General features: G+C 74.8%; 24 protein-coding genes, 2 tRNA genes and 1 pseudogene. 8 read left to right on the top strand and 19 right to left on the bottom strand.

Features of this window, described 5'->3' with window-relative positions:
* Positions 1-157 precede the first annotated feature (157 nt).
* Both ACZ4SV_RS27450 and ACZ4SV_RS27445 read left to right on the top strand, forming a co-directional pair.
* The gene (locus ACZ4SV_RS27450) at positions 158-910 is read left to right on the top strand and encodes an IclR family transcriptional regulator (RefSeq protein ID WP_468007224.1); all 753 of its coding nucleotides are present in this window, start codon (positions 158-160) and stop codon (positions 908-910) included.
* 107 nt (positions 911-1017) lie between these two features.
* Positions 1018-1091: transfer RNA gene (locus ACZ4SV_RS27445), tRNA-Lys, on the top strand.
* Positions 1092-1140: 49 nt separating this feature from the next.
* Here ACZ4SV_RS27445 and ACZ4SV_RS27440 read toward each other — a convergent pair.
* From ACZ4SV_RS27440 to ACZ4SV_RS27430, 3 genes are all read right to left on the bottom strand, one after another.
* A complete protein-coding gene (locus tag ACZ4SV_RS27440) occupies positions 1141-1746 on the bottom strand; it encodes a lytic polysaccharide monooxygenase auxiliary activity family 9 protein (protein ID WP_365883723.1) in 606 nt (201 codons plus the stop codon).
* A 123-nt stretch (positions 1747-1869) separates the two neighbouring features.
* Complete coding sequence (locus ACZ4SV_RS27435) at positions 1870-2997, bottom strand: SPFH domain-containing protein (RefSeq protein ID WP_468007222.1); 1128 nt, start codon at positions 2995-2997, stop codon at positions 1870-1872.
* Positions 2998-3089: 92 nt separating this feature from the next.
* Positions 3090-4124 (bottom strand): peptidoglycan-binding protein, encoded by a 1035-nt coding sequence (locus tag ACZ4SV_RS27430; protein ID WP_468007220.1) that lies wholly within the window; start codon positions 4122-4124, stop codon positions 3090-3092.
* Between the two features lie 188 nt (positions 4125-4312).
* Here ACZ4SV_RS27430 and ACZ4SV_RS27425 point away from each other — a divergent pair.
* Positions 4313-4386: transfer RNA gene (locus ACZ4SV_RS27425), tRNA-Lys, on the top strand.
* 78 nt (positions 4387-4464) lie between these two features.
* Positions 4465-5154: a FadR/GntR family transcriptional regulator gene (locus ACZ4SV_RS27420; RefSeq protein ID WP_397947335.1), complete on the top strand. Its 690-nt coding sequence runs from the start codon at positions 4465-4467 to the stop codon at positions 5152-5154.
* Positions 5155-5164: 10 nt separating this feature from the next.
* Here ACZ4SV_RS27420 and ACZ4SV_RS27415 read toward each other — a convergent pair whose 3' ends face one another.
* From ACZ4SV_RS27415 to ACZ4SV_RS27360, 12 genes are all read right to left on the bottom strand, one after another.
* A complete protein-coding gene (locus ACZ4SV_RS27415; protein WP_468007218.1) occupies positions 5165-5857 on the bottom strand; it encodes a class F sortase in 693 nt (230 codons plus the stop codon).
* A gap of 6 nt (positions 5858-5863) precedes the next feature.
* Positions 5864-6418 carry a hypothetical protein gene (locus ACZ4SV_RS27410; protein WP_468007216.1) on the bottom strand — a complete coding sequence of 185 codons (555 nt, stop codon included), beginning with the start codon at positions 6416-6418 and terminating at the stop codon, positions 5864-5866.
* A 108-nt stretch (positions 6419-6526) separates the two neighbouring features.
* Positions 6527-7306 (bottom strand): HAD-IIA family hydrolase, encoded by a 780-nt coding sequence (locus tag ACZ4SV_RS27405; protein WP_365872304.1) that lies wholly within the window; start codon positions 7304-7306, stop codon positions 6527-6529.
* Between the two features lie 76 nt (positions 7307-7382).
* Entirely contained in the window at positions 7383-8870 is a 1488-nt protein-coding gene (locus ACZ4SV_RS27400; protein ID WP_468007213.1) for an alkaline phosphatase family protein, read from the bottom strand.
* A 170-nt stretch (positions 8871-9040) separates the two neighbouring features.
* Positions 9041-10096: a 2-aminoethylphosphonate ABC transporter substrate-binding protein gene (locus ACZ4SV_RS27395; protein ID WP_468007211.1), complete on the bottom strand. Its 1056-nt coding sequence runs from the start codon at positions 10094-10096 to the stop codon at positions 9041-9043.
* A gap of 45 nt (positions 10097-10141) precedes the next feature.
* Positions 10142-10939, bottom strand: a complete 798-nt coding sequence (locus tag ACZ4SV_RS27390; protein ID WP_468007210.1) for an ABC transporter permease — start codon at positions 10937-10939, stop codon at positions 10142-10144.
* Complete coding sequence (locus ACZ4SV_RS27385; RefSeq protein WP_365872296.1) at positions 10926-11708, bottom strand: 2-aminoethylphosphonate ABC transporter permease subunit; 783 nt, start codon at positions 11706-11708, stop codon at positions 10926-10928. The genes ACZ4SV_RS27390 and ACZ4SV_RS27385 overlap by 14 nt, the downstream gene beginning before the upstream one ends.
* On the bottom strand, positions 11705-12748 hold the full coding sequence (locus tag ACZ4SV_RS27380; RefSeq protein ID WP_468007207.1) for an ABC transporter ATP-binding protein: 1044 nt from the start codon (positions 12746-12748) through the stop codon (positions 11705-11707). Before ACZ4SV_RS27380 ends, ACZ4SV_RS27385 begins: the two co-directional genes overlap by 4 nt.
* A gap of 1 nt (position 12749) precedes the next feature.
* Positions 12750-13448 carry a phosphonatase-like hydrolase gene (locus ACZ4SV_RS27375; protein ID WP_468007353.1) on the bottom strand — a complete coding sequence of 233 codons (699 nt, stop codon included), beginning with the start codon at positions 13446-13448 and terminating at the stop codon, positions 12750-12752.
* Positions 13449-13456: 8 nt separating this feature from the next.
* The gene (locus ACZ4SV_RS27370; RefSeq protein ID WP_468007205.1) at positions 13457-14581 is read right to left on the bottom strand and encodes a TIGR03364 family FAD-dependent oxidoreductase; all 1125 of its coding nucleotides are present in this window, start codon (positions 14579-14581) and stop codon (positions 13457-13459) included.
* Between the two features lie 141 nt (positions 14582-14722).
* Positions 14723-15478, bottom strand: a complete 756-nt coding sequence (locus ACZ4SV_RS27365; protein ID WP_468007203.1) for a GntR family transcriptional regulator — start codon at positions 15476-15478, stop codon at positions 14723-14725.
* Between the two features lie 198 nt (positions 15479-15676).
* A complete protein-coding gene (locus tag ACZ4SV_RS27360; protein ID WP_468007201.1) occupies positions 15677-16744 on the bottom strand; it encodes a hypothetical protein in 1068 nt (355 codons plus the stop codon).
* Between the two features lie 183 nt (positions 16745-16927).
* Here ACZ4SV_RS27360 and ACZ4SV_RS27355 point away from each other — a divergent pair.
* Positions 16928-17353: pseudogene (locus tag ACZ4SV_RS27355) on the top strand (class I SAM-dependent methyltransferase); the annotation flags it as partial.
* A gap of 307 nt (positions 17354-17660) precedes the next feature.
* Here ACZ4SV_RS27355 and ACZ4SV_RS27350 read toward each other — a convergent pair.
* Positions 17661-18788 carry an ROK family transcriptional regulator gene (locus ACZ4SV_RS27350; RefSeq protein WP_468007351.1) on the bottom strand — a complete coding sequence of 376 codons (1128 nt, stop codon included), beginning with the start codon at positions 18786-18788 and terminating at the stop codon, positions 17661-17663.
* Positions 18789-19003: 215 nt separating this feature from the next.
* Between ACZ4SV_RS27350 and ACZ4SV_RS27345 the strand changes: the two genes are divergently transcribed.
* From ACZ4SV_RS27345 to ACZ4SV_RS27335, 3 genes are all read left to right on the top strand, one after another.
* Positions 19004-20077, top strand: coding sequence for a Gfo/Idh/MocA family protein (locus ACZ4SV_RS27345; protein ID WP_468007199.1), 1074 nt, complete (start codon positions 19004-19006; stop codon positions 20075-20077).
* Positions 20077-20616: a heme-degrading domain-containing protein gene (locus tag ACZ4SV_RS27340; protein ID WP_468007197.1), complete on the top strand. Its 540-nt coding sequence runs from the start codon at positions 20077-20079 to the stop codon at positions 20614-20616. The genes ACZ4SV_RS27345 and ACZ4SV_RS27340 overlap by 1 nt, the downstream gene beginning before the upstream one ends.
* Before the next feature lie 92 nt (positions 20617-20708).
* Positions 20709-21575: an LLM class F420-dependent oxidoreductase gene (locus ACZ4SV_RS27335; protein WP_468007195.1), complete on the top strand. Its 867-nt coding sequence runs from the start codon at positions 20709-20711 to the stop codon at positions 21573-21575.
* Between the two features lie 341 nt (positions 21576-21916).
* Here ACZ4SV_RS27335 and ACZ4SV_RS27330 read toward each other — a convergent pair whose 3' ends face one another.
* The 3 genes from ACZ4SV_RS27330 to ACZ4SV_RS27320 form a co-directional block, all read right to left on the bottom strand.
* Positions 21917-22774 (bottom strand): fumarylacetoacetate hydrolase family protein, encoded by an 858-nt coding sequence (locus ACZ4SV_RS27330; protein ID WP_365872278.1) that lies wholly within the window; start codon positions 22772-22774, stop codon positions 21917-21919.
* Positions 22775-22941: 167 nt separating this feature from the next.
* Entirely contained in the window at positions 22942-23670 is a 729-nt protein-coding gene (locus tag ACZ4SV_RS27325) for a YidC/Oxa1 family membrane protein insertase (protein WP_468007193.1), read from the bottom strand.
* Between the two features lie 97 nt (positions 23671-23767).
* Entirely contained in the window at positions 23768-24088 is a 321-nt protein-coding gene (locus ACZ4SV_RS27320; protein WP_468007191.1) for a DUF6412 domain-containing protein, read from the bottom strand.
* Positions 24089-24190 lie beyond the last annotated feature (102 nt).

The following is a 24190-nucleotide window of genomic DNA, read 5'->3' as shown; positions in this document are numbered from 1 at the left end:
GGCCGGGGTTCGGCGCCGGCCCATGCTGGGGGCATATGCCCAGGGATCTCCGTCCCGGTGGGCAGGACGGGATCGCGCCGACCCCCTCTCCCCGGCCGCCCCTTCCCGGCTATCGTGGGCACGATCCGCCGACCGGATCGCGGCCCAGGGGGACCGAATGAGGATCGAGCCGACCGCCCCGTACGACTCCGCCCAGGACGCGCTGCGCGTGCTGGAGACCGTGGCCAGGCACCCCGCCGGCGCCACCGTGACCGAGCTGGCCCGCCGCACCGGCCTGGGCCCCGAGCGGCTCGCCGGCCTGCTGCGGATGCTGCGCCGGGAGGGCTACGTCGAGCAGGTCGACGAGGCCGCCTACGTCACCGGGGCCACCCTGCGCCGGCTCACCTCGGCGCACGACCGGGAGCGGGCCCTGCACGACCAGCTCCAGCACCTCCTGGACCGGCTGCGCGACGCGGTCGGCGCGGCCGTCTACCTGAGCCGGTACGTCGACGGCGAGGTCCGGGTCACCCAGTACGCGGCGGGGCCGGCCACCCCGGCGGTCAACGAATGGGTGGACTTCCGCTGCTCCGCCCACGCCACCGCCCTCGGCAAGAGCCTGCTGACCCAGCTGGACCACGAGGCCCGGCGCGACCATCTCGCCCGGTACCGGATGGCCCGGCTCACCTCGCGCACCATCACCAGCGACAAGCTGCTGCTGTCCCGGCTGGAGTGCCAGCCGCCCTCGGTGCCGGTGCTCGACCTCCAGGAGTACGCGGTCGGCACGGTCTGCGCGGCCGTGCCGCTCACCGCGGGCTCCTCGGCCGGCTGCCTGGCCCTGTCCCTGCCGGTGGCGCACGCGCACCGGCTGAAGCGGGCCGCGGACACCCTGAACCGCCACGCGGCGCCGGTGCTGCTCTCGCTGACGCTCTAGACCCGTCCGGGGCCGTCCGGGGCGGTCACGAGCACCCCTCGGGACCGGGTAGTATTTTCTTCGTCGCCAGCCGCGGGAGCAGGAAGTCCGCGGTCGGCGGGAGTCATGCGCCGCTAGCTCAGTTGGTTAGAGCAGCTGACTCTTAATCAGCGGGTCCGGGGTTCGAGTCCCTGGCGGCGCACGTGATCGAAGGGCCCCTCGCCGGTGCGAGGGGCCCTTCGGCGTACCGGTCAGAAGGTGACGTCCGAGCAGGCGTAGAACGCGTTGCCCGTGTCGGCGACCGTCCACACCGAGACGATGACGTGGTGCCCGCTCAGACCGGACGGCAGGGTGCCGCTGTGGCTGAGCGTGGACGGCGGGCGCTGGCCGTTGTAGGGCACCGTCAGGAACGGCGTGAGGTTGAGGTCCGAGCGGGACAGGTTGTGGTTCTGGTTCCAGCCCTGCTTGGTGATGTAGTACCTGAAGTCCGTCGTGGCGTGCATGGCGGTGAACTGCCAGCGGAACGTGTACGACTGGCCGCCGGTCACCCTGGTGGTGGGCCAGTCCGTGCCGGACGGCGTCTTCGGCGCGCTGAGCGGGGCGAACTGGCCCAGCCCGGCGTTGCAGATCTGGCCGTCGGCGGGACCGCCGGCCGGGAAGCCCTTGGGGCCCTCGACGCTCTGCGGCTCCCACTGGATCTGGCCGCAGTTCGCCACGGTGCCGTTCTGGCAGAGCTTCTGCCTGCTGATGGGGAGGTCGGTGTAGCCGTGGCCGCTGGCGCCGCCGGTGGAGAGCGCGAAGGCTCCGGCGGTGACCGCGCCGAGGACGACCGCGGACAACTTGGTCTTGGTGCGCATGCTGCCGCTCCTGGAGGAGGTGAGGAGTTCGGTGAGCCGTGCCGGTAGGTCTAGACCAAGCCACAGATTATGGCCGCTAGATGAACATGTCCATACCAAACGTGAGGCTGCCGCGCACCCTCCCTACACCGGCTCCCCGCGCCCCGAGCAGAACGCCACCGTGAGATCGCGGACCAGCACCTTGCGTTCGTAGTCGTCCAGTTCGACCAGCCCCCGCACGGTCAGCCGGGTCACCGTGTCCTCCACCGAGTCCACCACCGAGCCGAGCATGCTGGCCCGCTGCCGGGCGTCCAGCGCGGCGATCCGGCGCCGGTGCACGGCGGCGGCCACCTCCGGGGCGTACTCCACCCGGACCGGCTGCACCGAGAACACCTCCACGCCGACCGGCGCCGTCTCCTCCGCCACCAGCCGGGTCAGCGCGTCCCCGGCCGCCGTCGTCCCGCCCCGCGTCCCGCCCGCCGGCTCCACCGGCACCCGGGCCAGCGCCGCCTCCACGCACTCGCGCAGATACGTCTCGTGGTCGTCGACGCCGAGCAGCGCCCGCGCGGTGTCCCGCACCCGCCACACCACCAGCACCACCACCCGCAGCGCCAGCCCGTCGGGATCGGTGGCCGGCATGGTCTCGCTGCGCCAGTGCCGCAGCCGCACGTCCACCCGGCGGCGCGGCACCAGCGGGTTCACCCACAGCAGCCCCGTGCGCCGGACCGTGCCGCGGTACCGCCCGAACAGGCCCAGCACCCAGGCCCGCCCGGTCAGCCCCCGGGTCAGCCCGCCGAGGCCGAACGCCCCGAGCAGCCCGGCCCCGGCGTACGCGGCCCACTGCGCCGGTCCCAGGCCCGCGCCCGCGTGCGCCGGCAGTCCCAGCGCCCCGGCCGGCAGCAGCCCCGCCCACCAGGTGGTGGCCGCGCAGCCGGTGAGTCCGCACACCCCGGCGAGCAGCCCGGCCGCCCCCGGCAGCACCCGCGCCGGGCGCTCCGCCAGCTCCGGGTCGGCCCGGGGCAGCGGCCGTCTGCGCACCGCCGCCGGGCGGCGCAGCCGGGGCTGCTCTCCGGTGCCCTGCCGGCGGGCCACCACGGCCGGTCTCAGCGGCATCGCCACCGGGTCGGGATCGTCCCGGAAGAGCAGGTGGACGGGGATCTCGGTGGTCGCCTCGTTCTGGATCAGACGGGCCGGCCGGACTCCGGGACCGGCCCCGGAACCGTCCGACTGCCCCTCGGCACCGGACGGCGTGTGGGATGTGGTCGTACTCATGCGTGCTCCAGCCTCCGCGCCAGACGCGTCATGAAAGGGGGGTGGGATGTGCGGGAAGGTGCCGGGGCCGGCCGGGGCGGCGGCCGGACCGGTCAGGCGAACAGCCGGCGCCAGGTCTCCGGCCCCGGATAGCCGTCCGCCGCGCCGCCCCGCCAGCCCTGGGTGCGCTGGAACGCCTCGACGGCCCGCCGGTCCGCGTCGCCCCAGCGCGGGCCCGGGCCCAGCGGGTAGAACCGGCCGAAGCCCTTGCGCACCAACTGGGCGCCGAGCCGGGTGACGTGGTCGCCGGCGGCGCCCGGCCGGAAGTGGTGCCGGCCGGGATAGCCGGGCACCCCGTGCGAGGCGGGCCGTCCCTCCGTGCCGGCCGCGCCCTGGTCCGGCCGGGCCGCCCGGGCGCCGGCCGCGCCCTTGGGCAGGCCCTTGTAGCGGTACGGGACGTACTTGCCGGTGTTGTTCCAGTAGGGGTACGGGGTGGACTGGCGCCGGGCGTGCGGGGGCGTCTGCTCGTAGGCCGTGTAGGAGGTGTGCGTGTGGTCCGTCCAGCCGCCGAAGATCACCACGTGCGAGCCCTTCTCGGGGTTGTCGGGGTTGTGGTACAGCAGGATGTCCCCGGGTTGCAGCTCCGCCTTGGTGATCTTCACGCCGAACGAGCCGAGGCTGCCCGTCCACTCGTTGTCGGGCAGGCCCCAGGCCATGGAGACATAGCCCGAGCAGTCCTGCCGGTAACCGTCGGACCAGAAGGCGTACATGCTGTACGGCACCTTGGCGGCGACCCAGGTCTTGGCCCGGTTGATGATCTCGGTGCGGGTGGTGGCGGGGGTCGGGACGGCCGGGGACTTCGCGGGGCTGCCCGCCGGGCCGTGCAGCGGGGCCCTGGGGCCCTGCGGGGTGGCGGGCACGCCGTCGCCGGGCCGGGCCTCGCGGTGCGGGGCGTGGCCGGGGGCGGCGGCCGCGGCCGCCGGGGCCGCGCCGAGGGCGGCGGAGGCGGCGGCCACGACCACCACCGACCGGGCCGCCGGGTGGCCGCGGCCGGGCCGGGCCGGAGGGGGCGTCCGCCGGGTGCGGTGGCAGCCGGGACAGTCGCAGTCGCTCGCGGGATCGATTTCCTCGAACATCGGAGCGGTCATGCGATCTGCCTCACATTCGGGGGGGACGTGTCCGCGAGGGTGCACGTTGATCAGTTTCCCAACCGCGTTCGGAACGCGCATTCTGACGGTCCGAATGATGTACGCGGGCCCCCCGGACGCCGGACGGACCCGCCCGGAGGTGGTGCGGAGCACCCCTGGGATTCGGGTAGAGTTTTCCCTGTCAGCAGGCGCCGCTAGCTCAGTTGGTTAGAGCAGCTGACTCTTAATCAGCGGGTCCGGGGTTCGAGTCCCTGGCGGCGCACCGACGAAAGAAGCCCCTCGCGCGAGCGGGGGGCTTTTCGTCTGCCCGGAGTCCCGAACGGCCGGTTACGCTCTGGCCATGGCAGCCCGGGACCTTCAGGAGCGGATCAAGAGACTGATCGTGGACGAGCGGCTGCCCTCGGGGGCCCCGCTGCCCACCGAACCGGAGCTGATGCGGCTCCTCGGGGCCAGCCGGAACTCGGTGCGCGAGGCCCTGAAGGCGCTCCAGGCGATGGGCATCGTGGAGATCCGGCACGGGTTCGGGACGTACGTCGGCTCGATGTCGTTCGCGCCGATGATCGAGGGGCTGGCCTTCCGGACCGTCGCCGGCCACTACCGCGGCGAGGACTCCCTGCTCCAGTTGCTGGAGCTGCGCGAGGCCGTGGAGACCGGACTGGTGTCCCGGCTGGCCGGGCGGCTGCCGCAGGCGGACCTGGTGGCGCTGGAGGCGCTGGTGGAGCGGATGGAGCGGGAGGCCGCCGAGGGCACCGGGCTCGCCGCCACCGACCGCGCCTTCCACGCCACGCTCTACCGGGGACTGGACAACGTGCTGCTGGGCGAGGTGCTGGAGGCGTTCTGGGACGCCTTCCACCGGGTGCAGCGGGATCTGGTGGCCGCGCCGCAGGATCCGCGGGTCACCTGCCGCCAGCACCGGGAGATCCTGGACGCGGTGCGTTCCGGGGACTCGCTGCGGGCGGAGCGGGCCATCCGGGACCACTTCGGCCACCTCCGCGCCCGGCTGTCCCGGGTGGCCGCCGCCGACCGCTGACCGGACCCGCTCACCCGGCCGGTCCCACCGCCCCCGTCAGGCCCGTGAGGTACGCGGAGACGACCACGTTCGCGGTGTAGCTGCGGCTCGCGCGGTCGAAGGTGCCGCCGCAGGTGATCAGGCGGAGTTCGGCGCGGCCCGGCTCCCGGGGACCGTACGCCTGGTGGGCGTCGAAGCCCTCGCGGGGCAGGACGCGGACGTCGTCCACGGTGAACTCGGCGACCTTGCCGTCCGCGCGGAACACCCGGACCCGCCGGCCGGGCCTGAGGCTGCCGAGCCGGTGGAACACCGCGGGCCGGGACGCGGTGTCGACGTGGCCCACCAGCAGCGCCGGTCCGGCGGCGCCGGGCAGGGGACCGGCTCCGTACCAGCCGACCACGCCCGGCTGGTCGTAGGGCGGCGGGTCGACGGCGCCGTGGGCGTCCAGGCCGCGGGCCACCACCGGGGCCTGGACGCCCAGGGCCGGGATGTCCACGCGCTGGGGCACCGCGCCGGACAGCGGCCGTACCGCGCGCGGCAGCCGGGTGCCGTCGGCGGCGCGGCCCACGGCGAAGACGTCACCCGTGGCGGGGCCGTCCCCGCTCGGCGGCACGTCGGTGGCGGCCCGTCCCCACAGCCACAGCCCGCACAGCAGCAGCGTCCAGACCAGGCCGGCGGCCAGCCGCCCGGAGCCGGCGCCGCGCTCCCGGTCGTCGTCGGACACGGGCGGTCAGCGGGTCCCGCGGCTCCGGCGGGCGCGCAGCCCGACCGCGACCGCGGCGATCCCGGCGAGGGCCAGTCCGGTCACCGCCTGGCCGGTGGCGGGCCCGGAGCCGCCGGTGGCCACGGTGGCGAAGTGCGCGCTGCCGCCGCCGCCCGCGGGCACCGGGGCGACCGGCGAGGCGGGCGCGGTGGGCGGGCCGGCGGGCGCCGCGATCCGGGCGCCCGCCGGGCCGCCCACCGTGAGGCTGCCGGTGAGCATGCGGCCGGCGCAGGTCACCTTCACGGGGTAGGCGCCCGGCGGAAGACCGGACCGGACGCGGGTCTGCCCGCTCAGCGCGCCCGGGGTGCCGGTCAGCCGGGCGTCGGAGACGAAGGCGGCCGAGACGGCGGTGCCCTGGTCGCCGGCGCAGCCGTCGGCCGTCAGCGTGATGTCGGCGCCCGGCGCCGGGGAGGCCGGGGTCACGGCGACCGCGCCGCCGTCCGCCGCGTGGGCCGCGGGAGCGGCCGCGGTGAGCGCGGCGGCGAACAGTGCGGTGCGGACAGTGAGGCGTGCTGAGCCCATCGTGAACCTCCAGTTACCAGGAGGCTCCCCCGCACCGGGCGCCCCCGCATCCTCGGGAGGCGCCCGGTGCTCCGATCGGGTGAGGCCGGTTCCGCCGGCCGACCGCGCTCAGACCAGGTCGACCAGGTCCGCGATGGAGTCGACGACCCGGGACGGGCGGAAGGGGTAGCGGTCGACGTCCGCGGGCCGGGTGACGCCGGTCAGCACCAGGAAGGTGCGCATCCCGGCCTCCAGGCCCGCGAGGACGTCGGTGTCCATCCGGTCGCCGATCATCGCCGAGGACTCGGAGTGCGCGCCGATCGCGTTCAGTCCGGCCCGCATCATCAGCGGGTTGGGCTTGCCCACGAAGTACGGCTTCTTGCCGGTGGCGGCGGTGATCAGCGCGGCGACCGAGCCGGTGGCGGGCAGGTCGCCCTCGGTGGAGGGGCCGACGTTGTCGGGGTTGGTGGCGATGAACCGGGCCCCGTTGTTGATCAGCCGGACGGCCTTGGTCAGGGCCTCGAAGGAGTAGGTGCGGGTCTCGCCGAGGATCACGAAGTCGGGCTCGTGGTCGGTGAGGATGTAGCCGATGTCGTGCAGCGCGGTGGTCAGGCCGGCCTCGCCGATGACGTAGGCGCTGCCGCCGGGCCGCTGGTCGTTCAGGAACTGGGCGGTGGCCAGGGCCGAGGTCCAGATGTTCTCCACCGGCACGTCCAGGCCCATCCGGCGCAGCCGGGCGTGCAGGTCGCGGGCGGTGTAGATGGAGTTGTTGGTGAGCACCAGGAAGGGCCGGCCGGACTCGCGCAGCTTCTTCAAGAAGGCGTCGGCGCCGGGGATGGGCACGCCCTCGTGGATCAGGACGCCGTCCATGTCGGTGAGCCACGACTCGATGGGCTTGCGGTCTGCCATGTGTTGCGTCTCCTGGCGTGTCAGCGGTCGGGAACGGGGGCGCCGGAACCACGGCGTACCGACGCCCCCACCCTAATCAAGCCCGCTCGATCCCGACCCCGTCGATCACCCAGTACCAGTTGTTGCCGCCGGTGTACCGGAAGCGGACCCGGGCGCTGCTCGCGCCCGCCGGCACCTGGAGGGCGACGGTCTCGGTGCGCGAGGGCACGTCGGCGGTGTACGTGCGCACGGTGACCGGGGTGCCGCCGTCGTAGGAGACGAGGACCTGGCCCTTCTGCGGGGCCTCGTGCCGGTAGTAGGTGGTGTACGTCAGGACGGCCGGGCCGCCGCCGGTGACCGGGTAGGCGGGGCTGACCAGGGTGGAGTCGAAGGTGCCGGTGACCGCCTTGTCGCTCCACTCGTCGCCGTCGGCCACCGCGAAGACGTTCCGGGCCCGGATGTTGCCCTCGCGGTTCTGGTCGCGCTGGGCCTGGGTCCAGAACTCGTCCGTGGTGAAGGTCCAGCCGCGCCACTCGGTGACCCCGCCGCCGCCCATCGCGGAGTCGTCGACGGACCAGCCGGGCGGCGGGGTGTGGGTGAAGCCCACGGTGGCCGCCGGGATGCCCGTCTCGTCCACGCGGGTGCCCAGGGAGCCGCGCAGGGCGTCGAAGTCGTCGGGCGCGGGCCGCTGGACCGGGCGGCCGTCCAGGTCCCAGGCGGGGTCGAGCGGGATGCCGAGGTGGGCCAGGGCGGAGGCGGCGACGTCCGGCATCTTCACGTCGTGGCGCACCGATCCGGGCGCGAGCGCCGTGCCGGTGGCGATGAGGAAGGTCCCCCGTTCCTGGAGGGTGGAGCCGCCGTGGCCGCCGGCGTCGGTGTGGCCGTGGTCGGCGGTGACCATGATCAGCCAGTCCTCGGCGGCGTACCCGGGCCGGGCCCGTACGGCGGCCACGAGCTGCCCGACCTGCGCGTCGGCGCCGTGGATGGCGTCCAGGTACTGCGAGGAGGCGGCGCCGTAGGTGTGGCCGGCGTGGTCGATGTTGTCCAGGTGGACGAAGACCGCGTCCGGATTCGCGTCGCGGAGCCGGGCGACCGCGCGGGCGGTGGTGCCGGTGTCGTACTCGGCGCCGGGCGTGGAGACGCGGGTGTCGACCTTCGCGGAGAACACGGTGTCGGTGAGCGGCGCCCAGGAGGAGACGGCGTACGTGGACAGGGCCGGCCTGGCCGTCTCGACGCGGGTGAGGAAGTCCGGGTACCGGTCGAACCGGGAGCCGGTGAAGCTGTTGTCCTTGACGTTGTGCTTGTCGGGCCAGACCCCGGTGAGGATGGTCGACCAGCCGGGCCCGGAGAGGGTCGGGGCGAGCGGGTTGGCGTAGATGCTGCTGGGCGCGGTGAGACCGGCCGCCATCAGGGCGTCCAGGTTCGGCGCGTCGGCCTCCTTGATCCGGCCGAGCAGGGCGCCGTCCAGGCCGATGACCAGGACCTTGGGGGTGCGGGCGGCCGCGCGGGCGACGGCGGCGAGCGGACCGGCGGACGCGGCCGCCGCGGCGGCGGACAGCAGGAGGGTACGACGGGACAGGGGCACGGAGGACCTCCGGGGAAGGGCGGGCGTGCGGAGCGCTGCGGTCGTGCCACCGCCCCCGGTGGTGCCAGGGGCGGTGCGGTGCGTGCGGTGCCGCCCCTGGGGCGCGGGGAGTCGCGCGGCCGGCCGCGGCGGCGGGGCGGGACCTGCCGGGCCGGTGGACCGCCGCCGGCTCAGCTGCCGGTGGCGGACTTCCAGTCCTCGACGTACGACGTGAGGTTCTCCTCGATGTCGTCCCAGTCGGGCTGGAACACCTCGACGCCGTCCATCAGCCGGGTCAGCTCGGCGGCGCCCGCGCCGGCGGCCCCGACGTCCCGGCGGACGGGGAAGCCGCCGCCGACCGGACCGGCCTCCTGCTGCTGCTTGCGGGCGAGCATGAAGTCGAGCAGCTTCCTGCCGTTCGCGCTGTGCGGGGCCTTGGTGACCAGGCCGGCCGCGTAGGGCAGGGCGAAGGTGGTGGGCCTGCCGCCGGGCCCGGCCGGGAACCAGATGCCGAGGTTCGGCAGGGTCTTGGTCTGGGCGTGGTTCATCTGCACGTCGCCGTTGGCGACGAGGAGTTCGCCCTTGTCCACCTTGGGCGCCAGTTTGCCGGTGGAGGCGGACGGGCCGACGTTGTTGGCCTGGAGCCGCTTGAGGTAGGCGAGGGCCCGGTCCTTGCCGCCGAAGTCGTGGATCGCCTTGATCAGTACGGCCGTTCCGTCGCCGGCGACGCCCGGCGTGGAGTACTGGAGCTTGTTCTTGTAGCGGGGGCCGAGCAGGTCGTCCCAGGTCTTCGGGGGCTGCTTCAGCTCCTTCTTGTTGTAGACGAACCCGACGTAGTTGTTCACGACCGAGGTCCAGGTGCCGTCGGCGGCCTTGTCCGCGCCGGCGACCTGGTCGGCGCCGCGGGGGACGTACTTCTGGAGCAGGCCCTTGCCGGCGGCCTGCTGGATGAACGGCGGCAGGGTGACCAGCACGTCGGCCTGCGGGTTGCTCCGCTCCCGGACGGCGCGCTGCACCATCTCGCCGGAGCCGCCCTCGACGTAGGCGACCTTGATGCCGGTCCGCCGCTCGAAGTCCTCGAAGACCTGGTCGTACCAGCCGTCGCCGTTCTCGCCCTTGAGGCCGTCGGCGCTGTAGACGGTGACGACCTTCGCGTCGGAGGCGGCGGAGGAGCCGCCGCACGCGGACAGCGCGGGAGCGGCGAGGAGGGCGAGGGCCACGGCGAGCGCGGGACGGGTTCTGGGCATGGCGGGACGGACTCCTGGCGTGGTGGCGGGAAGGACCGGGGTGGGTCAGCGGTACGACGCCCGGGTGCGGACCCGGGAGACGGCGAACAGGACGAGCAGCGTCGCGGCCATGAGGACCACGGCGACGGCGGAGCCGGTGAACAGGGCGCCGCGGTCGGTGGCCGCGTAGACCAGGACGGGCAGCGGGGTCCAGTCGGGCGGGTAGAGCATCATCGTGGCGCTCAGCTCGCCCATGGAGAGCGCGAAGCACAGACCGGCGGCGGCGGTCAGCGAGGGCAGCAGCAGCGGCAGCCGCACCCGCAGCAGGACGGTGGCCGGCCGGGCCCCGAGGGAGGCGGCGGCCTGCTCGTAGGCCGGGTCCAGGCGGGTCAGGGCCGCCGACACCGACTGGTGGGCGAAGGCGGTGACCAGCACGGTGTGCGCGGTGATCACGATCCACCGGGTGCCGTTGAGCAGCAGCGGCGGCTGGGAGAACGCCACCAGCACCGCCAGCCCGACCACCACCGACGGCACCGCGACCGGCAGCACGAACAGGGCGTCCAGCACCCGGCGGTGGCGCTTGCGCAGGGCCGCTCCGGCCAGCGCGGCCCAGGTGCCGGCGGTCAGCGCGAGCAGGCTGGCGGCGGCGGCCGTGAGCAGGCTGGTGGTGAGCGCCTGGAGGGACTCGCCCCGGGTGGCGGCACGGTAGTGGGCGATGGTCGGGCCCGAGGGCAGGGCGCCGGACCAGTGGGTGGCGAAGGAGGCGCCCAGGACGACGAGGAGGGGCAGCGCGAACAGCGGCAGGAAGAGGACGAGGAAGACGGCCCACACGGCCCACCGGGCCTTGCGGCTATGCACCAGCACGACGGCTCACCACCCGGTACAGGCCGTACAGGCCCACGGAGATCAGGACGTTGACGACGGCGACCGCGCAGGCGCCCGGGTAGTCGGACTCCAGGATCGCCTTGCTGTAGACGAGCGTCGGCAGGGTGGTGACGCCCTTCGCGCCGGTGAACAGCACGATCCCGAACTCGTTGAGGCACAGCACCAGGACGAGGCTGCCGCCGGCCGCGAGCGCGGGCAGCGCCTCGGGCAGGATCACCTGCCGGACCACGCGCGGCGCCCGCGCGCCCAGCGAACCGGCCGCCTCCAGCAGGGCGGTGTCGAGCTGCGCGAAGGCGGCGAGCAGCGGGCGCATCACGAACGGAGTGAAGTAGGTGACCTCGGCCAGCAGCACGCCCCACGGGGTGGTGAGGAACGGGACGGAGCCGAGGATGCCGGTGGTGCCGTAGAGGAACAGCAGCGCCAGCGTGATGAGGAAGGACGGGAAGGACAGGTACACGTCGACGAACCGCGCCACCGCCTTCGCGCCCGGGAACGGTACGAAGGCGATGACCAGCGCCAGCAGGAAGCCGAGCACCAGACAGCCGGCGGTGGCGGCCGGCGCCAGCCACACGGTGGTCCACAGCGCGTGCCGGAACGCCCCGGAGGCGAAGACGTCGGTGTACGGCCGCACGGAGGTGCCGCCGGTGTCGGGGCGCAGGGACTGCCGGACGACGAGGGCGAGCGGGTAGAGGAAGAAGAGGCCGAGCAGGGCGGCCGGGGGGAGGGCCCACAGGACGCGCCGGGTCATGCGGAGACCCCGGCCGGCAGCAGCACCGCGTCCTCGGGGGCGAAGTGCAGGGTCACCGGGTCGCCGTGGGCCGGCGGGTCCTTCAGCTCCCGCACGTCCGCCATGACGGAGTGGCCCGCGACCCGCACGTACAGCCGGTGCGTGGCGCCCCGCCACTGGATGTCGGTGACCGTGCCGCTGATCCGGTTGGGCCCCTCCCCCAGCCCGACCAGATGCGGCCGTACGCACAGCGTGGCCCGCGCTCCCGCGGCCGCGTCCCCGGTGTCGGCTTCCAGCCCGGTCCCCGCGAAGTCGACGCCCCGGGCCGCCACCGTGACCGGCAGCAGGTTGGCGCCGCCCACGAAGGACGCGGTGAACTCGTCGGCGGGCGCCCGGTACAGCTCCCGCGGGGTCCCGCACGCCCGCAGTCGTGCCGTGTCCATCACCGCGATCCGGTCGGCCAGGGTGAGCGCCTCGATCTGGTCGTGGGTGACGTACAGCATCGACACGTCCGGCAGCTCGCGGTGCAGCCGCGCCAGTTCGGCGAGCATCCCGGAGCGCAGCCGGGCGTCCAGCGCGGACAGCGGTTCGTCCAGGAGCAGTACGCGGGGCCGGATGGCGAGCGCGCGGGCGATGGCGACGCGCTGCTGCTGCCCGCCGGACAGCTCGCGCGGGTAGCGGCGGGCGTGGCCGGCCATGCCGGTCAGCTCCAGCGCCTCGGCGACCCGCTGCCGTATCCCGGCCCGGGGTGTCCGGCGGGCCTTCAGCCCGAAGGCCACGTTGTCCTCCACGCGCAGGTGCGGGAAGAGGGCGTAGCTCTGCACGACCATGCCGATGCCGCGCCGGTACGGCGGGAGGTCCGTCACGTCCTCGCCGCCGAGGTACACCCGCCCGGACGCGGGCCGGACGAACCCGGCGACCGCCCGCAGCGCGGTGGTCTTGCCGGATCCGGACGGCCCGAGGAGCGCCATGACCTCGCCGGGCTCGACGGTCAGGTCGAGGGAGTCGAGGACGACCCGGCCGTCGTAGGCGACCGTGACGGAGTCGAAGCGGATGCTCATGTCAGCGGGCTCCGGCGAGCAGACCGGGCAGGCCGGCGACGGAGTCGAGGACATGGGTGGCGCCGGCGGCGGTGAACTCCGCGTCCCCGTGGGCGCCGGTGCGCACCCCGGCGACCAGGCCGGCCCCGGCGCGTACGCCGCTGAGCACGTCGTACGACGTGTCCCCGGCCACGGCGACCTGCCGTACGTCCTGCGCGGCCCGGGTCCGGAGGAACGCCTCCAGCACCATGTCCGGGTACGGCCGGCCGCGCCCGCCGGCGTCGGCCGGGCACAGCGTGAGCGGCACCAGGCCGCGCCAGCCGAGGGCGTCCAGGATGGCGTCCTGGGTGACCCGGGCGAAGCCGGTGGTCAGCACGACGGTGCGGCCGCCGGCGGACAGTTCCTCGATGGCCTCGCGGGCGCCCGGCACCGGGGCGATCAGACCGTCGTCGACCAGGGCGCCGTACGCCTTCTCGAAGGCGGTGTTGGCGCGCCGGGCGCGGTCCTCGTCGCCGAACAGGTGCCGGAAGACGGAGATCTTGGACTCGCCCATGGTGGCGCGGACGTAGGCCAGGTGATCGGCGTGCTCGGGGGAGCCGGGCTCGACGCCCAGTTCGGCGGCGGCCGCGGCGAAGGCGCGCTCGACCAGGCCGCCGTCGGCGACGGTCGTGCCCGCCATGTCGAGGACGACGAGCCGGATGTCGGTGGTGACGGGGGTCATGTCGGTGCTCACCAGCCCAGTTCGTTCGCGGTGGTCTCGGCTATGGCGGGGGCGCAGGTCATGCCGCGCCCGCCGGGCCCGGTGACCAGCCACACCCCGTCGTGCACCCGCTGGCGGTGCACGACCTTGCCGGGTTCGGTGCACTGCGCGTACACGCCCGCCCAGCGGCGCCGGACGCGCGGCAGCGGCCGGCCGAGGAGGGATTCCACGACACCGGTGAGGTGCTCGTACGGCTCCTCCACGGTGTCGAAGGCGAAGGGGTGCTCGTACTCGTGGGTGTCGCCGATGGTCAGGCCGCCGTCGGCGCGCTGCACCATGAGCAGTTGCATCCGGTGCGCGGCGGCGGTCTCCGGCTGCGGCTGCCGGACGTTCAGCTCGTCCAGCGCCGGGGAGGCGTAGGCCGGGTAGTAGCGGAAGCTGTCGGCGTCGGCGACCGAGGTGGTCAGCGGCTCGCCGAGCGGGTCGGTCTGCATCATCTGCAGCCGCACCCGGCGCACCGGCAGTGCGGGCCCGGCCAGTTCGCGGACCAGGCCGCCGAGCCAGGCGCCGGTGCACAGCACGACGGCGTCGGCCCGGTGCACGTCCCCGTGGTCGTCGCGCACGGTGCCGGGGCCGGTCACCTCGCGCACCTCCCGGCCGGGCAGGAACGTGTAGGCGGGGGACTTCAGCAGCTCCGCGCGCAGGGCGAGCTGGGCGGTGCGGGGTTCGACGGCCGCGTCCCGCTCGCAGTACAGGGCGGCGGTGAAGTCGCCGCGCAGGGCGGGGTTGAGGGCGCGGGCCTCGGCCGGGGTGAGCAGCTTGTAGCCCCGGGCGGCGGCGTCGGCGCGGGCCACGGCGGCCTCGGCGACGGCGAGTTCCAGCGGTCCGCGGACCGGGGTCAGCGAGCCGTTGGCCCGGAACCCCAGCGCCGGGACCCGGCCGCCGATCCCCTCCCACAGCTCCCGCGCCCGCAGCGCGGCCTCCAGCTCCGCGCCGGCGGCGCGCCCGCTGACCCAGATCTGCCCGAAGTTGCGCAGCGAGGCGCCGCGCGCCTCGGCCTCGCGCTCGATCTGTACGACCTGGTGGCCGCGTTCCACTGCGTGCCAGGCGTGCATGGTGCCCACCACGCCTGCTCCGACGACTGTCACTCTCACGGCGGCAACGCTCCTCGCTGTCCGGGAACCGGAGACATCCGGCTGACGACGAGAGCGTGAACGACCTCGCAAGTTTGGGCTAGACCCGTTACGTTTTCGTGATGTTCCGGGAGGGGTGATTCCCGGCCATACGCGGACGGTTCAGCCCGTGAGATGGGCGGTGAAGGAGAACCGGTCGCCCCGGTACAGCGACCGCACCCGCTCCAGCGGGCGGCCCCCGGTGTCCCGGGACACCCGGTGGATCAGCAGCATGGGCAGGGCGGGCGGGGTGCCGATGAGCAGGGCCTCGCGGGGCGTGGCCAGCACGGTCTCGATCCGCTCGTCGGCGTCCCCGAAGGAGATGCCCTGGGCGGCGAGATAGCCGTAGAAGGACGAGTCCGGGTCGAAGTCGCGGTCCAGCCGGGGCACCCGCGCGACGGCGACGTACGTGCTCTCCAGGCCGACCCGCTCCTCGTCGGCGAGCAGCACGCGCTCCAGGTGCCAGACGGGTTCGCCCCGGGTGAGCCCGGTCTCGGCGGCGAGCGCCTCGGGGCACGGGAACCGGTCCAGGGTGACGAGGGTACGGCCGGGCGTCCGCCCCTGCCGGCGCACGCCCTCGGTGTAGCTGGCCAGGGACAGCGGCTGGGCCAGCTTGGGCCCGGCGGCCACCGTGCCCCGGCCCTGGCGCCGCAGCCGCCCCTCCAGCACCAGCTCCCGCACGGCCTGCCGCACGGTCTCCCGCGCCACGTCGTACCGCTCGGCGAGGTCCCGCTCCGTGGGGATGAGACCCCCCTCCCCCAGTTCCTCCAGCAGCGCGGCGATCCGCGCCTTCACCGCGTAGTACTTGGGAATGCGCCCGTGCTCGGGAATGCCGGCACGGACGGGGGCACCGGGGGCCTGGTCGTTCGGGTAGTCCACGGGAGGGATCGTCGCAGACGGGGGTGGCGGGCCGGGGGCGGGGGCGGGTCGGGGTCAGCGGCGGGCGCGGGTGGCGGGCTGGGGGGGCGGATCGGGTTCAGTGGCGGCCGCGGGAACGGGTAGGCGGCGGCAGGTCAGCGGCGGGCGCGGGGTCAGGCGGGCGCGGATGGCGGGCCGGGGGCGGGGGCGGGAACGGGGTCAGCGGCGGGCGCGGGAGCGGAGGTAGGCGGTGGTGCCGATGGCGATCAGGGCGGTGACGGCGGCGAGCAGCCCCTGGGCGAGTCCCAGCCCGCCGGTGCGCGCCAGCTCGTGCGGCCGCTCCCCGGCGTCCCGCGCCTCCCGGGCGAGGGGGAAGTCGGAGTGCGGGGAGTGCGGTGAGGAGTCGGGGGACGGGTCCGCGGCGCCGGTGCCGGCGGGGGCCGAGGGGGCGGCGGAGGCCGGGGCGGGGGGTACGGCCGCGGCGTCCAGGGAATTGGGGGTGGGCTCGGCACCCTGCGGGTCCTGGGTACCTGCGGTATCCGGGTCGCGGGTGCTTTCGGCGTCCGGGTCTTGCGTACCTTCGGCGTCCTGCGGGGTGTCGGTGCCCCGGGGGTCCCGGGTGTCGTGGGGGTCCGGGGTCCTGCGAGGGTCCCCGGTGCGCTGCGGGGGCCCGTCCCCGTCGCGGGTGACCTGGAAGCGGTAGGCGCCGGACGCGCCGACCCAGTCCCCGTCCTCGCCCCGCCGCTGGACCACGGCGGCGTTGGCGGTGACCCGGCCGGGTACGGCCTCGGAGGTGAACGAGAGCCGGACGCGGACGCTGACGGTCCGGCCGGGCGGCACGGTGAACCCGGCGAAGCCGGCGCCGTCCAGCACACCGACCAGTTCCTGCGCGTCGGTGGCCTCGAAGGTGACCGGCCGGACCCGGGAGCCTTCGTAGAAGTCCAGCCGGGGCTGGCCCGGCCGCAGCGCGCGTGCGTCGTCGACGAGGACCACGACCGGGTGGATGCCGGCGCAGCTCCGGCGGGTGGTGTTGGTGAGGTCGATGTACCAGGTGCCGTAGCCGCCGCCGGCCTCGTAGGAAGCGGGACCGCCCCGGATCCGGCCGGCCAGCGGGAAGGTCCCCACGTCGGCACCGGCACAGGACGGGCCCGCGTCGGCCTGGGCGGCTCCCGGCGACACGGGGACGACGACGGTGGCGGCGGCTGCGGCGAGGCAGAGGGACAGGGGCGTGCACAGTCGCATGAACACATGACCATGCCGGACGAACCGGACGAACGCCGACGCCATGCCGATCCCTCCGGGAAGTCCCCTCGAACAGCGGGGGCAACGGCGACGCGGCGGGCACGCCGTCCTGGCCGTGGACGACATCGGCCGGGCCTACCGGTGGCCGGTCGCGGACCCGGCTCCTCGCAGGGACGAAATTCTGCGGAGTCGCCCCGGTCCCGGGCTGCGCCTGCCAGGATGCCGCGGGTGTCGACCACCCCAGACCTCTGGCACCACTACGGCCGCACCCGCGCCGGACGCGACCGCGCCGTCCCGAGGACCTTTCACTGGAGCTGGAGCCAGGACGGCGGACCCGGCCCGGAGGTCCTGGGCGACCTGACCGGCGGCGTCGTCGGTGACCTCGGCGCCGGCGCCGCCTGGCAGGCCGCCTGTCTGGCTGCCCGCCACACCCCCGCCCGCGTCGACGCCGTCGACGCCTCGCCCGCGCAGTACGCCATGGCCACCGATCTGTCCGGCCACCTGGCACCGCGCCTGCGCATCCTCCGCTCCGACGCCGTGCGGCACCTGCGGGACGCGGCCGGCACCTATGACGTGCTGTACAGCGTCTTCGGTGCGGTCGACTTCACCGACCCCCGCGCGCTGCTGCCGGCCGCGGCGATCGCCCTGCTGCCGCCGACGGGCGGCGCAGCGCGGCCACACTGCTCGTGCAGGCGGTCGTACCAGACCGCCCTCCGCCTCGCGGGCATCCTCATCCGGACCCGTCGCTGGCCAAGCTGACCAAAGGGCCAGAACCTCGCCCGCTTGCAGGCAGGAGCGACCACGGCCCCGGTTCGGCCGGGGCGGCTTGCCCTCCCCGGGGCTGATCGTCCCGTCACCGCTCGGGGCCACGGCACCCTGCCCGCTCGGGGACCGGTCGTCCCATCCCGGACGGCAGCGGCACCGCCCAGCTCCGGTGTCGGCCGGATGGATGTCCGCCTCCTCACCTTCCCCGCCCGAACACTGGTGCCAGTAGCAGTTGCGCGGCTCCCTCGGCCACCAGTCGTTCCCCGCGTGGTGCGGCCCGGACCGGCACCGGCTCGCCTCGCGGAGCGACCCGCCGGGCCCGTGCGGCCAGGGTCTCCGCGACGCCCCGTACGTACACCTCCGGTGCCTCGGCGACCGTACGTCCGCCGAGCAGGACCACGTCGATGTCCAGCAGGCCCACCAGGTTCCCCGCCGCCACTCCCAGCACCCGCGCCGCCTCGCCGGTCTCGCCCCGTGCCGCCGCGCCGAGGCACAGCACCTCCACGCAGCCCCGGTTCCCGCACTCGCACAGCGGTCCGTCCAGTTGGAGGACCTGGTGTCCGAACTCCCCGGCCCCGGTCCGCGCCCCGCGGTGCACACCGCCGTCGATCACCAGACCGGCCCCGAGCCCGGTGCCGAGGTGGAGGTAGGCGAACGATCCGCCCGCCACGTCCGGCGCGCCGGTCGCCAGCCCGAGCGCCGCCGCGTTGGTGTCCTTGTCCACCACCACCGGCACCCCGAGCCGTCCGGCGAGTGCGTCCCGCAACGGGAAGCCGTCCCACTCGGGGAACCCGGTGACCCGGTGCAGCACGCCCCGCGTGTGGTCCAGCGGCCCGGGCAGCGCCACCCCGACCCCGAGCAGGGTCCCGGCCCAAGCGACTCCGCCGGCGCCGGGAAGCCCCGCCGCACCGGCCCGTCCCGCGTCCGCCAGTTCCCCGGCCAGTTCCCGGACCGCCGCGCACACCGCCCCGAGCACGGCCTCCGCCCCGGCCCCCAGATCCAGCGCGCCGCGCCGTTCCCCGACCACGGTCCCGTCCAGGTCGACGAGGACCACGCGCAGCTCGTCGCGGTCCAGGTGCACGCCGACCGCGTGTCCGGCCGCCGGCACCAGCCGCAGTACGGTCCGCGGCTTGCCCCCGGTCGACGCCCGCCGGCCGGCCTCCGCCGCGAGTCCGGCCTCGCGCAGCCGTGCGCTGATCTTGCTGACGGCCTGCGGGGTCAGCCCGGTGCGCTCGGCCAGCTCCAGCCGGCTGATGCCCTCCGGGCCGGCGTCCCGCAGCAGCCCCAGCACCAGCGCGGTGTTGTGGCTGCGCACCAGACCCAGGTTCGCCCCGGCGGCCCGTGCCGTGCCCGTCTTCCCCGTCGCGCGCGCCGCCGTACCCGGCGCCGCACTCGCCCCCGTACTCGCCGTCGTGCCTGCCGCACTCGCCGTCGTGTCTGCCGTACTCGCCGTCGTGCCCGCCGTCGGCCTCGTCCTGTCCACGCCACCATTCTCCCCACCGCTTGCACTTTCGCAACAGCGTTGCCAAAGTGGAGCGCATGACTGCTACTCCCCTCCGCGTCGGCCTGATCGGCTACGGCCTCGCCGGCTCCGTCTTCCACGCACCGCTGATCGCCGCCACCGAGGGCCTGGCCCTGGACACCGTGGTCACCGCCAACCCGGAGCGGCAGGGGCAGGCCCGCGCCGAGTTCCCGGACGTGCGGCTCGCGGCCACCGCCGAGGAGCTGTTCGACCGCGCGGACGAGCTGGACCTCGTCGTCGTGGCCGCCCCGAACAAGACGCACGTCCCGCTGGCCACGGCCGCCCTCGAAGCGGGCCTGCCGGTGGTCGTGGACAAGCCGGTCGCCGGCACCGCGGCCGAGGCCCGGCAGCTCGCCGCCCTCGCCGAGGAGCGCGGCCTGCTGCTGTCGGTCTTCCAGAACCGCCGCTGGGACAACGACTTCCTCACCCTGCGCAAGCTGCTGGCGGACGGCGCGCTCGGCGACGCCTGGCGCTTCGAGTCCCGCTTCGAGCGCTGGCGGCCGAAGCCCAAGGGCGGCTGGCGCGAGTCCGGCGACCCGGCGGAGATCGGCGGTCTGCTCTACGACCTCGGCAGCCACGTGGTCGACCAGGCCCTGGTCCTCTTCGGCCCGGTCACCGAGGTCTACGCCGAGACGGACGTGCGCCGCCCGGGCGCCGAGGCCGACGACGACACCTTCCTCGCGCTCACCCACGCGAACGGTGTCCGCTCCCACCTCCATGTCTCCGCGACGACCGCCCAGCTCGGCCCCCGCTTCCGGGTGCTGGGCTCCCGCGCGGGCTACGTCAAGTACGGCCTGGACCCGCAGGAGGCGGCCCTGCGCGAGGGCAGCCGCCCCGCCGCCCTCGCCGACTGGGGCGCGGAGGACGAGTCGCTGTGGGGCCGGATCGGCTCCGGGGAGTCGCCGCTGTCCGGCGGCGGCACCCCCGTCCCGACCCTGCCGGGCGACTACCCCGCCTACTACGCCGCCGTCGCCGCCGCCCTGCGCGGCGCCGGCCCCAACCCGGTGACCGCCCTGGAGGCGGCCGCCGCGCTCGACGTACTGGAAGCGGCCCGCAGGTCCGCCCGAGACAAGGTGACGGTGACCCTCTGATGACCCGGACCACCCCTGAGACCACCCCCGGTACCCCGTCCGGGGCCACCCCCGGTCCCCCGTCCGAGCCGGTCCCGTCCGTGGCCGAACTGGAGGCGCAGCAGCGGCGCCTGGTCTTCCGGCGGTTCACCCACGAGGACGCCTGGGACCTCGGCTGCCTCCTGGTCGAGCGGGCCCGGGAGCGGCGGGCGCCGGTCGCCATCGACATCCACCGCGCCGGCCAGCAGCTCTTCCACGCCGCCCTGCCGGGCTCCGCCCCGGACAACGACGCCTGGATCACCCGCAAGCGCCGGGTGGTGGAGCGCTACGGCGCCCCGTCCTACCTGGTCGGCGCCCGCTTCCGCGCCAAGGGCACGACCTTCGAGGACTCCTCCCGGCTGGACCCCGACACGTACGCGGCCCACGGCGGTTCCTTCCCTCTCACGGTGGAGGGCGCCGGCGTGATCGGCGCGGTGACCGTCTCCGGTCTGCCGCAGCTCGAGGACCACCGGTTCGTGGTGGAGGCGCTGGAGGAGTTCCTGGGCCGTTCGGCCGACTGAGGGAACGGCGGGAATCACCCGGGACGCCCTCCGGTTGGCACTGGCCGAGGACCGATGATCATGGCAGGCCCACCACCGGAGGGATCACCCCGATGACCACCCCACTGAAGCAGGCCGTCGGCCGGTACGGCGTCTGGAGCGTCGAGCTGCGCGCCGAGGACCCGGACCGGCGCGGCGAACTGGACGAGGCCGCCGCCGAGCTGGAGGAACTCGGGTACGGCGCGATCTGGCTGGGCGGCAACAGCACCGCCGACCACGCGGCCCCGCTGATCGGCGCGACGCGGCACCTCGTCGTCGGCACCAGCATCCAGAGCATCTGGCAGCAGGACGCCGCCACGTCGGCGGCCGGCTTCATCGAGGTGGAGACGGCCCATCCCGGCCGCTTCGCGCTGGGCCTGGGCGTGAGCCACGGCCCGCTGGTGAAGGACTACAGCCGGCCGTACGCGGCGATGGTCGGCTACCTCGACGAGCTGGACAAGGCGGGCGTGCCCGCCGACCGCCGGGTCCTGGCCGCGCTGGGCCCCAGGATGCTGGAGCTGTCCCGTGACCGCTCGGCCGGCGCGATCCCGTATCTGGTCACGCCCGAACACACCGCGCGGGCCCGGGAGATCCTGGGCGACGGTCCGCTGCTGGCCCCGGAGCTGAAGGTGGTCCTGGAGTCCGACCCGGCCACCGCCCGCGAGACCGCCCGCGGCTACCTGGGCCGCTATCTGCGACTGCCGAACTACACCGACAACTTCCTGCGCACCGGCTTCACCGAGGACGACGTCGCCGACGGCGGCAGCGACCGGCTCATCGACGCGGTCTTCGCCTGGGGCGAGGAGTCCCGGATCCGCGCGCGGATCGCCGCCTTCCACGAGGCGGGCGCGGACCATGTGGCCCTCCAGGTGGTGACGGAGAACACGGGCGAGGTGCTGCCACGCGAGGGCTGGCGCCGCCTGGCTTCCCTGCTCGGCTGACCGGCGCCCGGCTGACCGGACACGGATGACCGGCGCTCGGGTGCGCGGACACGGGTGACCGGCGCTCGGGTCACCTGACTCGGGTGACCGGGCGCGGGCTCGGCCTCCGCTCGGATGACCAGGCCCGGCTGACCGGCGCTCAGGTCACCCGACTCGGCCGGCCCGGCTCGGCTCGGTCACCCGACCCGGCTGACCCGGCTCGGTCACCCGGACCGCCGGGAGGCGGGAGCAACCGCGGCTCCGCTTGCTTCGCTTCCGGCCGCGCACCGCCCGCGCCCGGAAGCGAGACCGCGGCGATTCCGCCGCGGCCGCCCCCGCCACCACTCCCGCTCCCGAACCGACTACGCGTCCTTCAGCTCCTGCCGCTGCCGGCCGAGCCCCTCGATCTCCAGCTCGACCACGTCGCCGGCGCGCAGATACGGCTTGGGCTCGGGCTGCCCCATGGCCACTCCCGCCGGCGTCCCCGTGTTGATCACGTCACCGGGGTACAGGGTCATGAAGTGGCTGAGGTACCGCACGACCTCGCCCACGGGAAAGATCTGCTCGGCCGTCGTGCCGTCCTGCTTCAGCTCCCCGTTCACCCACAGGCGCAGCGGCAGGTTCTGCGGGTCGGCCACCTCGTCGGCGGTCACCAGCCACGGGCCCAGCGGGTTGAACGTCTCGCAGTTCTTGCCCTTGTCCCAGGTGCCGCCCCGCTCGATCTGGTACTCCCGCTCGGAGACGTCGTGCGCCACCGCGTACCCGGCGACATGCGCGAGCCCTTCGTCCACCGAGCGCAGATAGCGGGCCGTACGGCCGATGACGACCGCGAGTTCGACCTCCCAGTCGGTCTTCACCGAGCCACGCGGCACCAGCACCGTGTCGTGCGGCCCGACGACCGTGTCCGGCGCCTTGAGGAAGACGACCGGCTCCCCGGGCGCCTCGGCCCCGGTCTCGCGGGCGTGGTCGTGGTAGTTCAGCCCGATGCACACGACCTTCCCGATGCGGCCGACCGGGGGCCCGGTCCGCAGTCCGGCCGGGTCCAGCGCGGGCAGCTCGCCGGCCTCGGCCGCCGCCCGTACCCGGCCGAGCGCGGTGTCGTCGGCGAGGAACGCGCCGTCGATGTCGTCCACGAGGCCGGACAAGTCCCTGAGCGTCCCCCCGGCGTCGAGCAGTGCCGGACGCTCGGCCCCGGCCGTACCGACTCGCAGCAGCTTCATGGTCACCATCTCCCTCGGTCGCGGTCGCCCGCCGGATGTGTGCGGCCATCGGAGGACTGGCTGATCCTCCAATTCCCCTGTCCACTCCGCAAGACCTTGTTCAGCTACTGGACCGTAACCGGGCCGCCCGGCTCGGCGGTCAGCGGTCAGCGGTCAGCGGTCAGTAGTCAGCGGTACAGCAGGGACTGTTCCGCCGCGCTCCACGCCGTACTCGTGACGACGTACAGCGCGGCGGCCAGCGGGACGACCGCCACGGTGACGAGGGTGAAGAAGGACATCAGCGGGGCGACCCGGGTGACCGCGGCGAGTCCGGGTACCTGCTCGCCGCCGACGGCCGGGGCGGGCTGTCCGGCCGTCGTCCGCCGGGCACGCCGGTAGTTGACGGTGGCGACGGCCGCGACGAGGGCGAACAGGGCGAGGTAGACCAGTCCGGCCGGACCGAACGCCCCGCCGTCGGCGAGCGCGTCGGTCCAGTGCCCGCCGAGCGGCGCCCCGAGCAGCCGGTGACCGAGCAGGCTGTTGCCCTCGCCGCCGATCGTGGTGCTGGAGAAGAGGTGGTACAGCAGGAAGAAGGCGGGCAGTTGGAGCAGGCTGGGCAGGCAGCCGGACAGCGGCGACACCTTCTCCTGGGCGTGCAGTTCCAGCACCGCCCGCTGGAGCCGCTGCGGGTCCTTGGCGTGCTGGGCGCGCAGCGCGTCGATGCGGGGCTGGAGCGCGGTGCGGGCGCGCCGGCCGCGCGCGGCGGCCCGGGACAGCGGGTGCACGAGGAGCCGTACCAGCGCGGTGAACAGCACGATCGCGGCGGCCGCCGCGGAGGCGTGGAAGAGCGGGGTCAGCAGGCCGGCGAGGTGCTCGACCAGGGAAGCGAAGACGGAGAAGACAGCGGAAAAGGACATGGGTGAGCCCTCCGAGGGGGTCTCGTCGTGCCGGAAGATCGGGAACGGCATGACGACCCGCGCGGGTCACACGTCGGCGCTGTGGTGCGGAGGTGCCCTACGCGGCGGTCGCCGGACCGGCCCGTCCGGGTGCCCTGGGCCGCCGCCGGCCGGGCGCGTCGGGATCGCGCTGTGGCAGGAAGGCCGTACGGCGGGCCCGGTCGCGGATGGCGGTGCGGACCCGGGTCGGCGGTACGGCGGGCACGCTGCGCGCGGCCAGCAGGGTGCAGACGGTGAGCGTGGCGGCGGCGGTGGCGGTCGCGGCGAGGGCGACGGCGGTGGTGAGGCCGCCGGCGCCGAGGAGCGCGGCCTGGAGCACCGACACCTGCGCGAGGAACAGCAGCAGGGCGAGGGGACGCGTGACGGCACTACCGCGCATCGCCGCTCCCCCCTCCTTCTCCGACTGCCCCAGTCTGCCAGACACCCGGGCCCGCGAGTCTGCGGACCGACTTGCTCAACTGGGCGGCGGAAGGGCCGACAT

Source organism: Streptomyces sp. NPDC027672 (genome assembly GCF_055566335.1).
The sequence above is the reverse complement of the archived record's forward strand: the minus strand, read 5'-3'. Positions and strand labels throughout refer to the sequence as shown.

What these genes read in the sequence shown, in the direction of transcription:
- ACZ4SV_RS27450 (WP_468007224.1), top strand. Translation starts at nt 158, where the DNA reads ATGAGGATCGAGCCGACCGCCCCGTACGACTCCGCCCAGGACGCGCTG.
- ACZ4SV_RS27440 (WP_365883723.1), bottom strand. Translation starts at nt 1,746, where the DNA reads ATGCGCACCAAGACCAAGTTGTCCGCGGTCGTCCTCGGCGCGGTCACC.
- ACZ4SV_RS27435 (WP_468007222.1), bottom strand. Translation starts at nt 2,997, where the DNA reads ATGAGTACGACCACATCCCACACGCCGTCCGGTGCCGAGGGGCAGTCG.
- ACZ4SV_RS27430 (WP_468007220.1), bottom strand. Translation starts at nt 4,124, where the DNA reads ATGACCGCTCCGATGTTCGAGGAAATCGATCCCGCGAGCGACTGCGAC.
- ACZ4SV_RS27420 (WP_397947335.1), top strand. Translation starts at nt 4,465, where the DNA reads ATGGCAGCCCGGGACCTTCAGGAGCGGATCAAGAGACTGATCGTGGAC.
- ACZ4SV_RS27410 (WP_468007216.1), bottom strand. Translation starts at nt 6,418, where the DNA reads ATGGGCTCAGCACGCCTCACTGTCCGCACCGCACTGTTCGCCGCCGCG.
- ACZ4SV_RS27405 (WP_365872304.1), bottom strand. Translation starts at nt 7,306, where the DNA reads ATGGCAGACCGCAAGCCCATCGAGTCGTGGCTCACCGACATGGACGGC.
- ACZ4SV_RS27395 (WP_468007211.1), bottom strand. Translation starts at nt 10,096, where the DNA reads ATGCCCAGAACCCGTCCCGCGCTCGCCGTGGCCCTCGCCCTCCTCGCC.
- ACZ4SV_RS27385 (WP_365872296.1), bottom strand. Translation starts at nt 11,708, where the DNA reads ATGACCCGGCGCGTCCTGTGGGCCCTCCCCCCGGCCGCCCTGCTCGGC.
- ACZ4SV_RS27380 (WP_468007207.1), bottom strand. Translation starts at nt 12,748, where the DNA reads ATGAGCATCCGCTTCGACTCCGTCACGGTCGCCTACGACGGCCGGGTC.
- ACZ4SV_RS27375 (WP_468007353.1), bottom strand. Translation starts at nt 13,448, where the DNA reads ATGACCCCCGTCACCACCGACATCCGGCTCGTCGTCCTCGACATGGCG.
- ACZ4SV_RS27360 (WP_468007201.1), bottom strand. Translation starts at nt 16,744, where the DNA reads ATGGCGTCGGCGTTCGTCCGGTTCGTCCGGCATGGTCATGTGTTCATG.
- ACZ4SV_RS27345 (WP_468007199.1), top strand. Translation starts at nt 19,004, where the DNA reads ATGACTGCTACTCCCCTCCGCGTCGGCCTGATCGGCTACGGCCTCGCC.
- ACZ4SV_RS27340 (WP_468007197.1), top strand. Translation starts at nt 20,077, where the DNA reads ATGACCCGGACCACCCCTGAGACCACCCCCGGTACCCCGTCCGGGGCC.
- ACZ4SV_RS27335 (WP_468007195.1), top strand. Translation starts at nt 20,709, where the DNA reads ATGACCACCCCACTGAAGCAGGCCGTCGGCCGGTACGGCGTCTGGAGC.
- ACZ4SV_RS27330 (WP_365872278.1), bottom strand. Translation starts at nt 22,774, where the DNA reads ATGAAGCTGCTGCGAGTCGGTACGGCCGGGGCCGAGCGTCCGGCACTG.
- ACZ4SV_RS27325 (WP_468007193.1), bottom strand. Translation starts at nt 23,670, where the DNA reads ATGTCCTTTTCCGCTGTCTTCTCCGTCTTCGCTTCCCTGGTCGAGCAC.
- ACZ4SV_RS27320 (WP_468007191.1), bottom strand. Translation starts at nt 24,088, where the DNA reads ATGCGCGGTAGTGCCGTCACGCGTCCCCTCGCCCTGCTGCTGTTCCTC.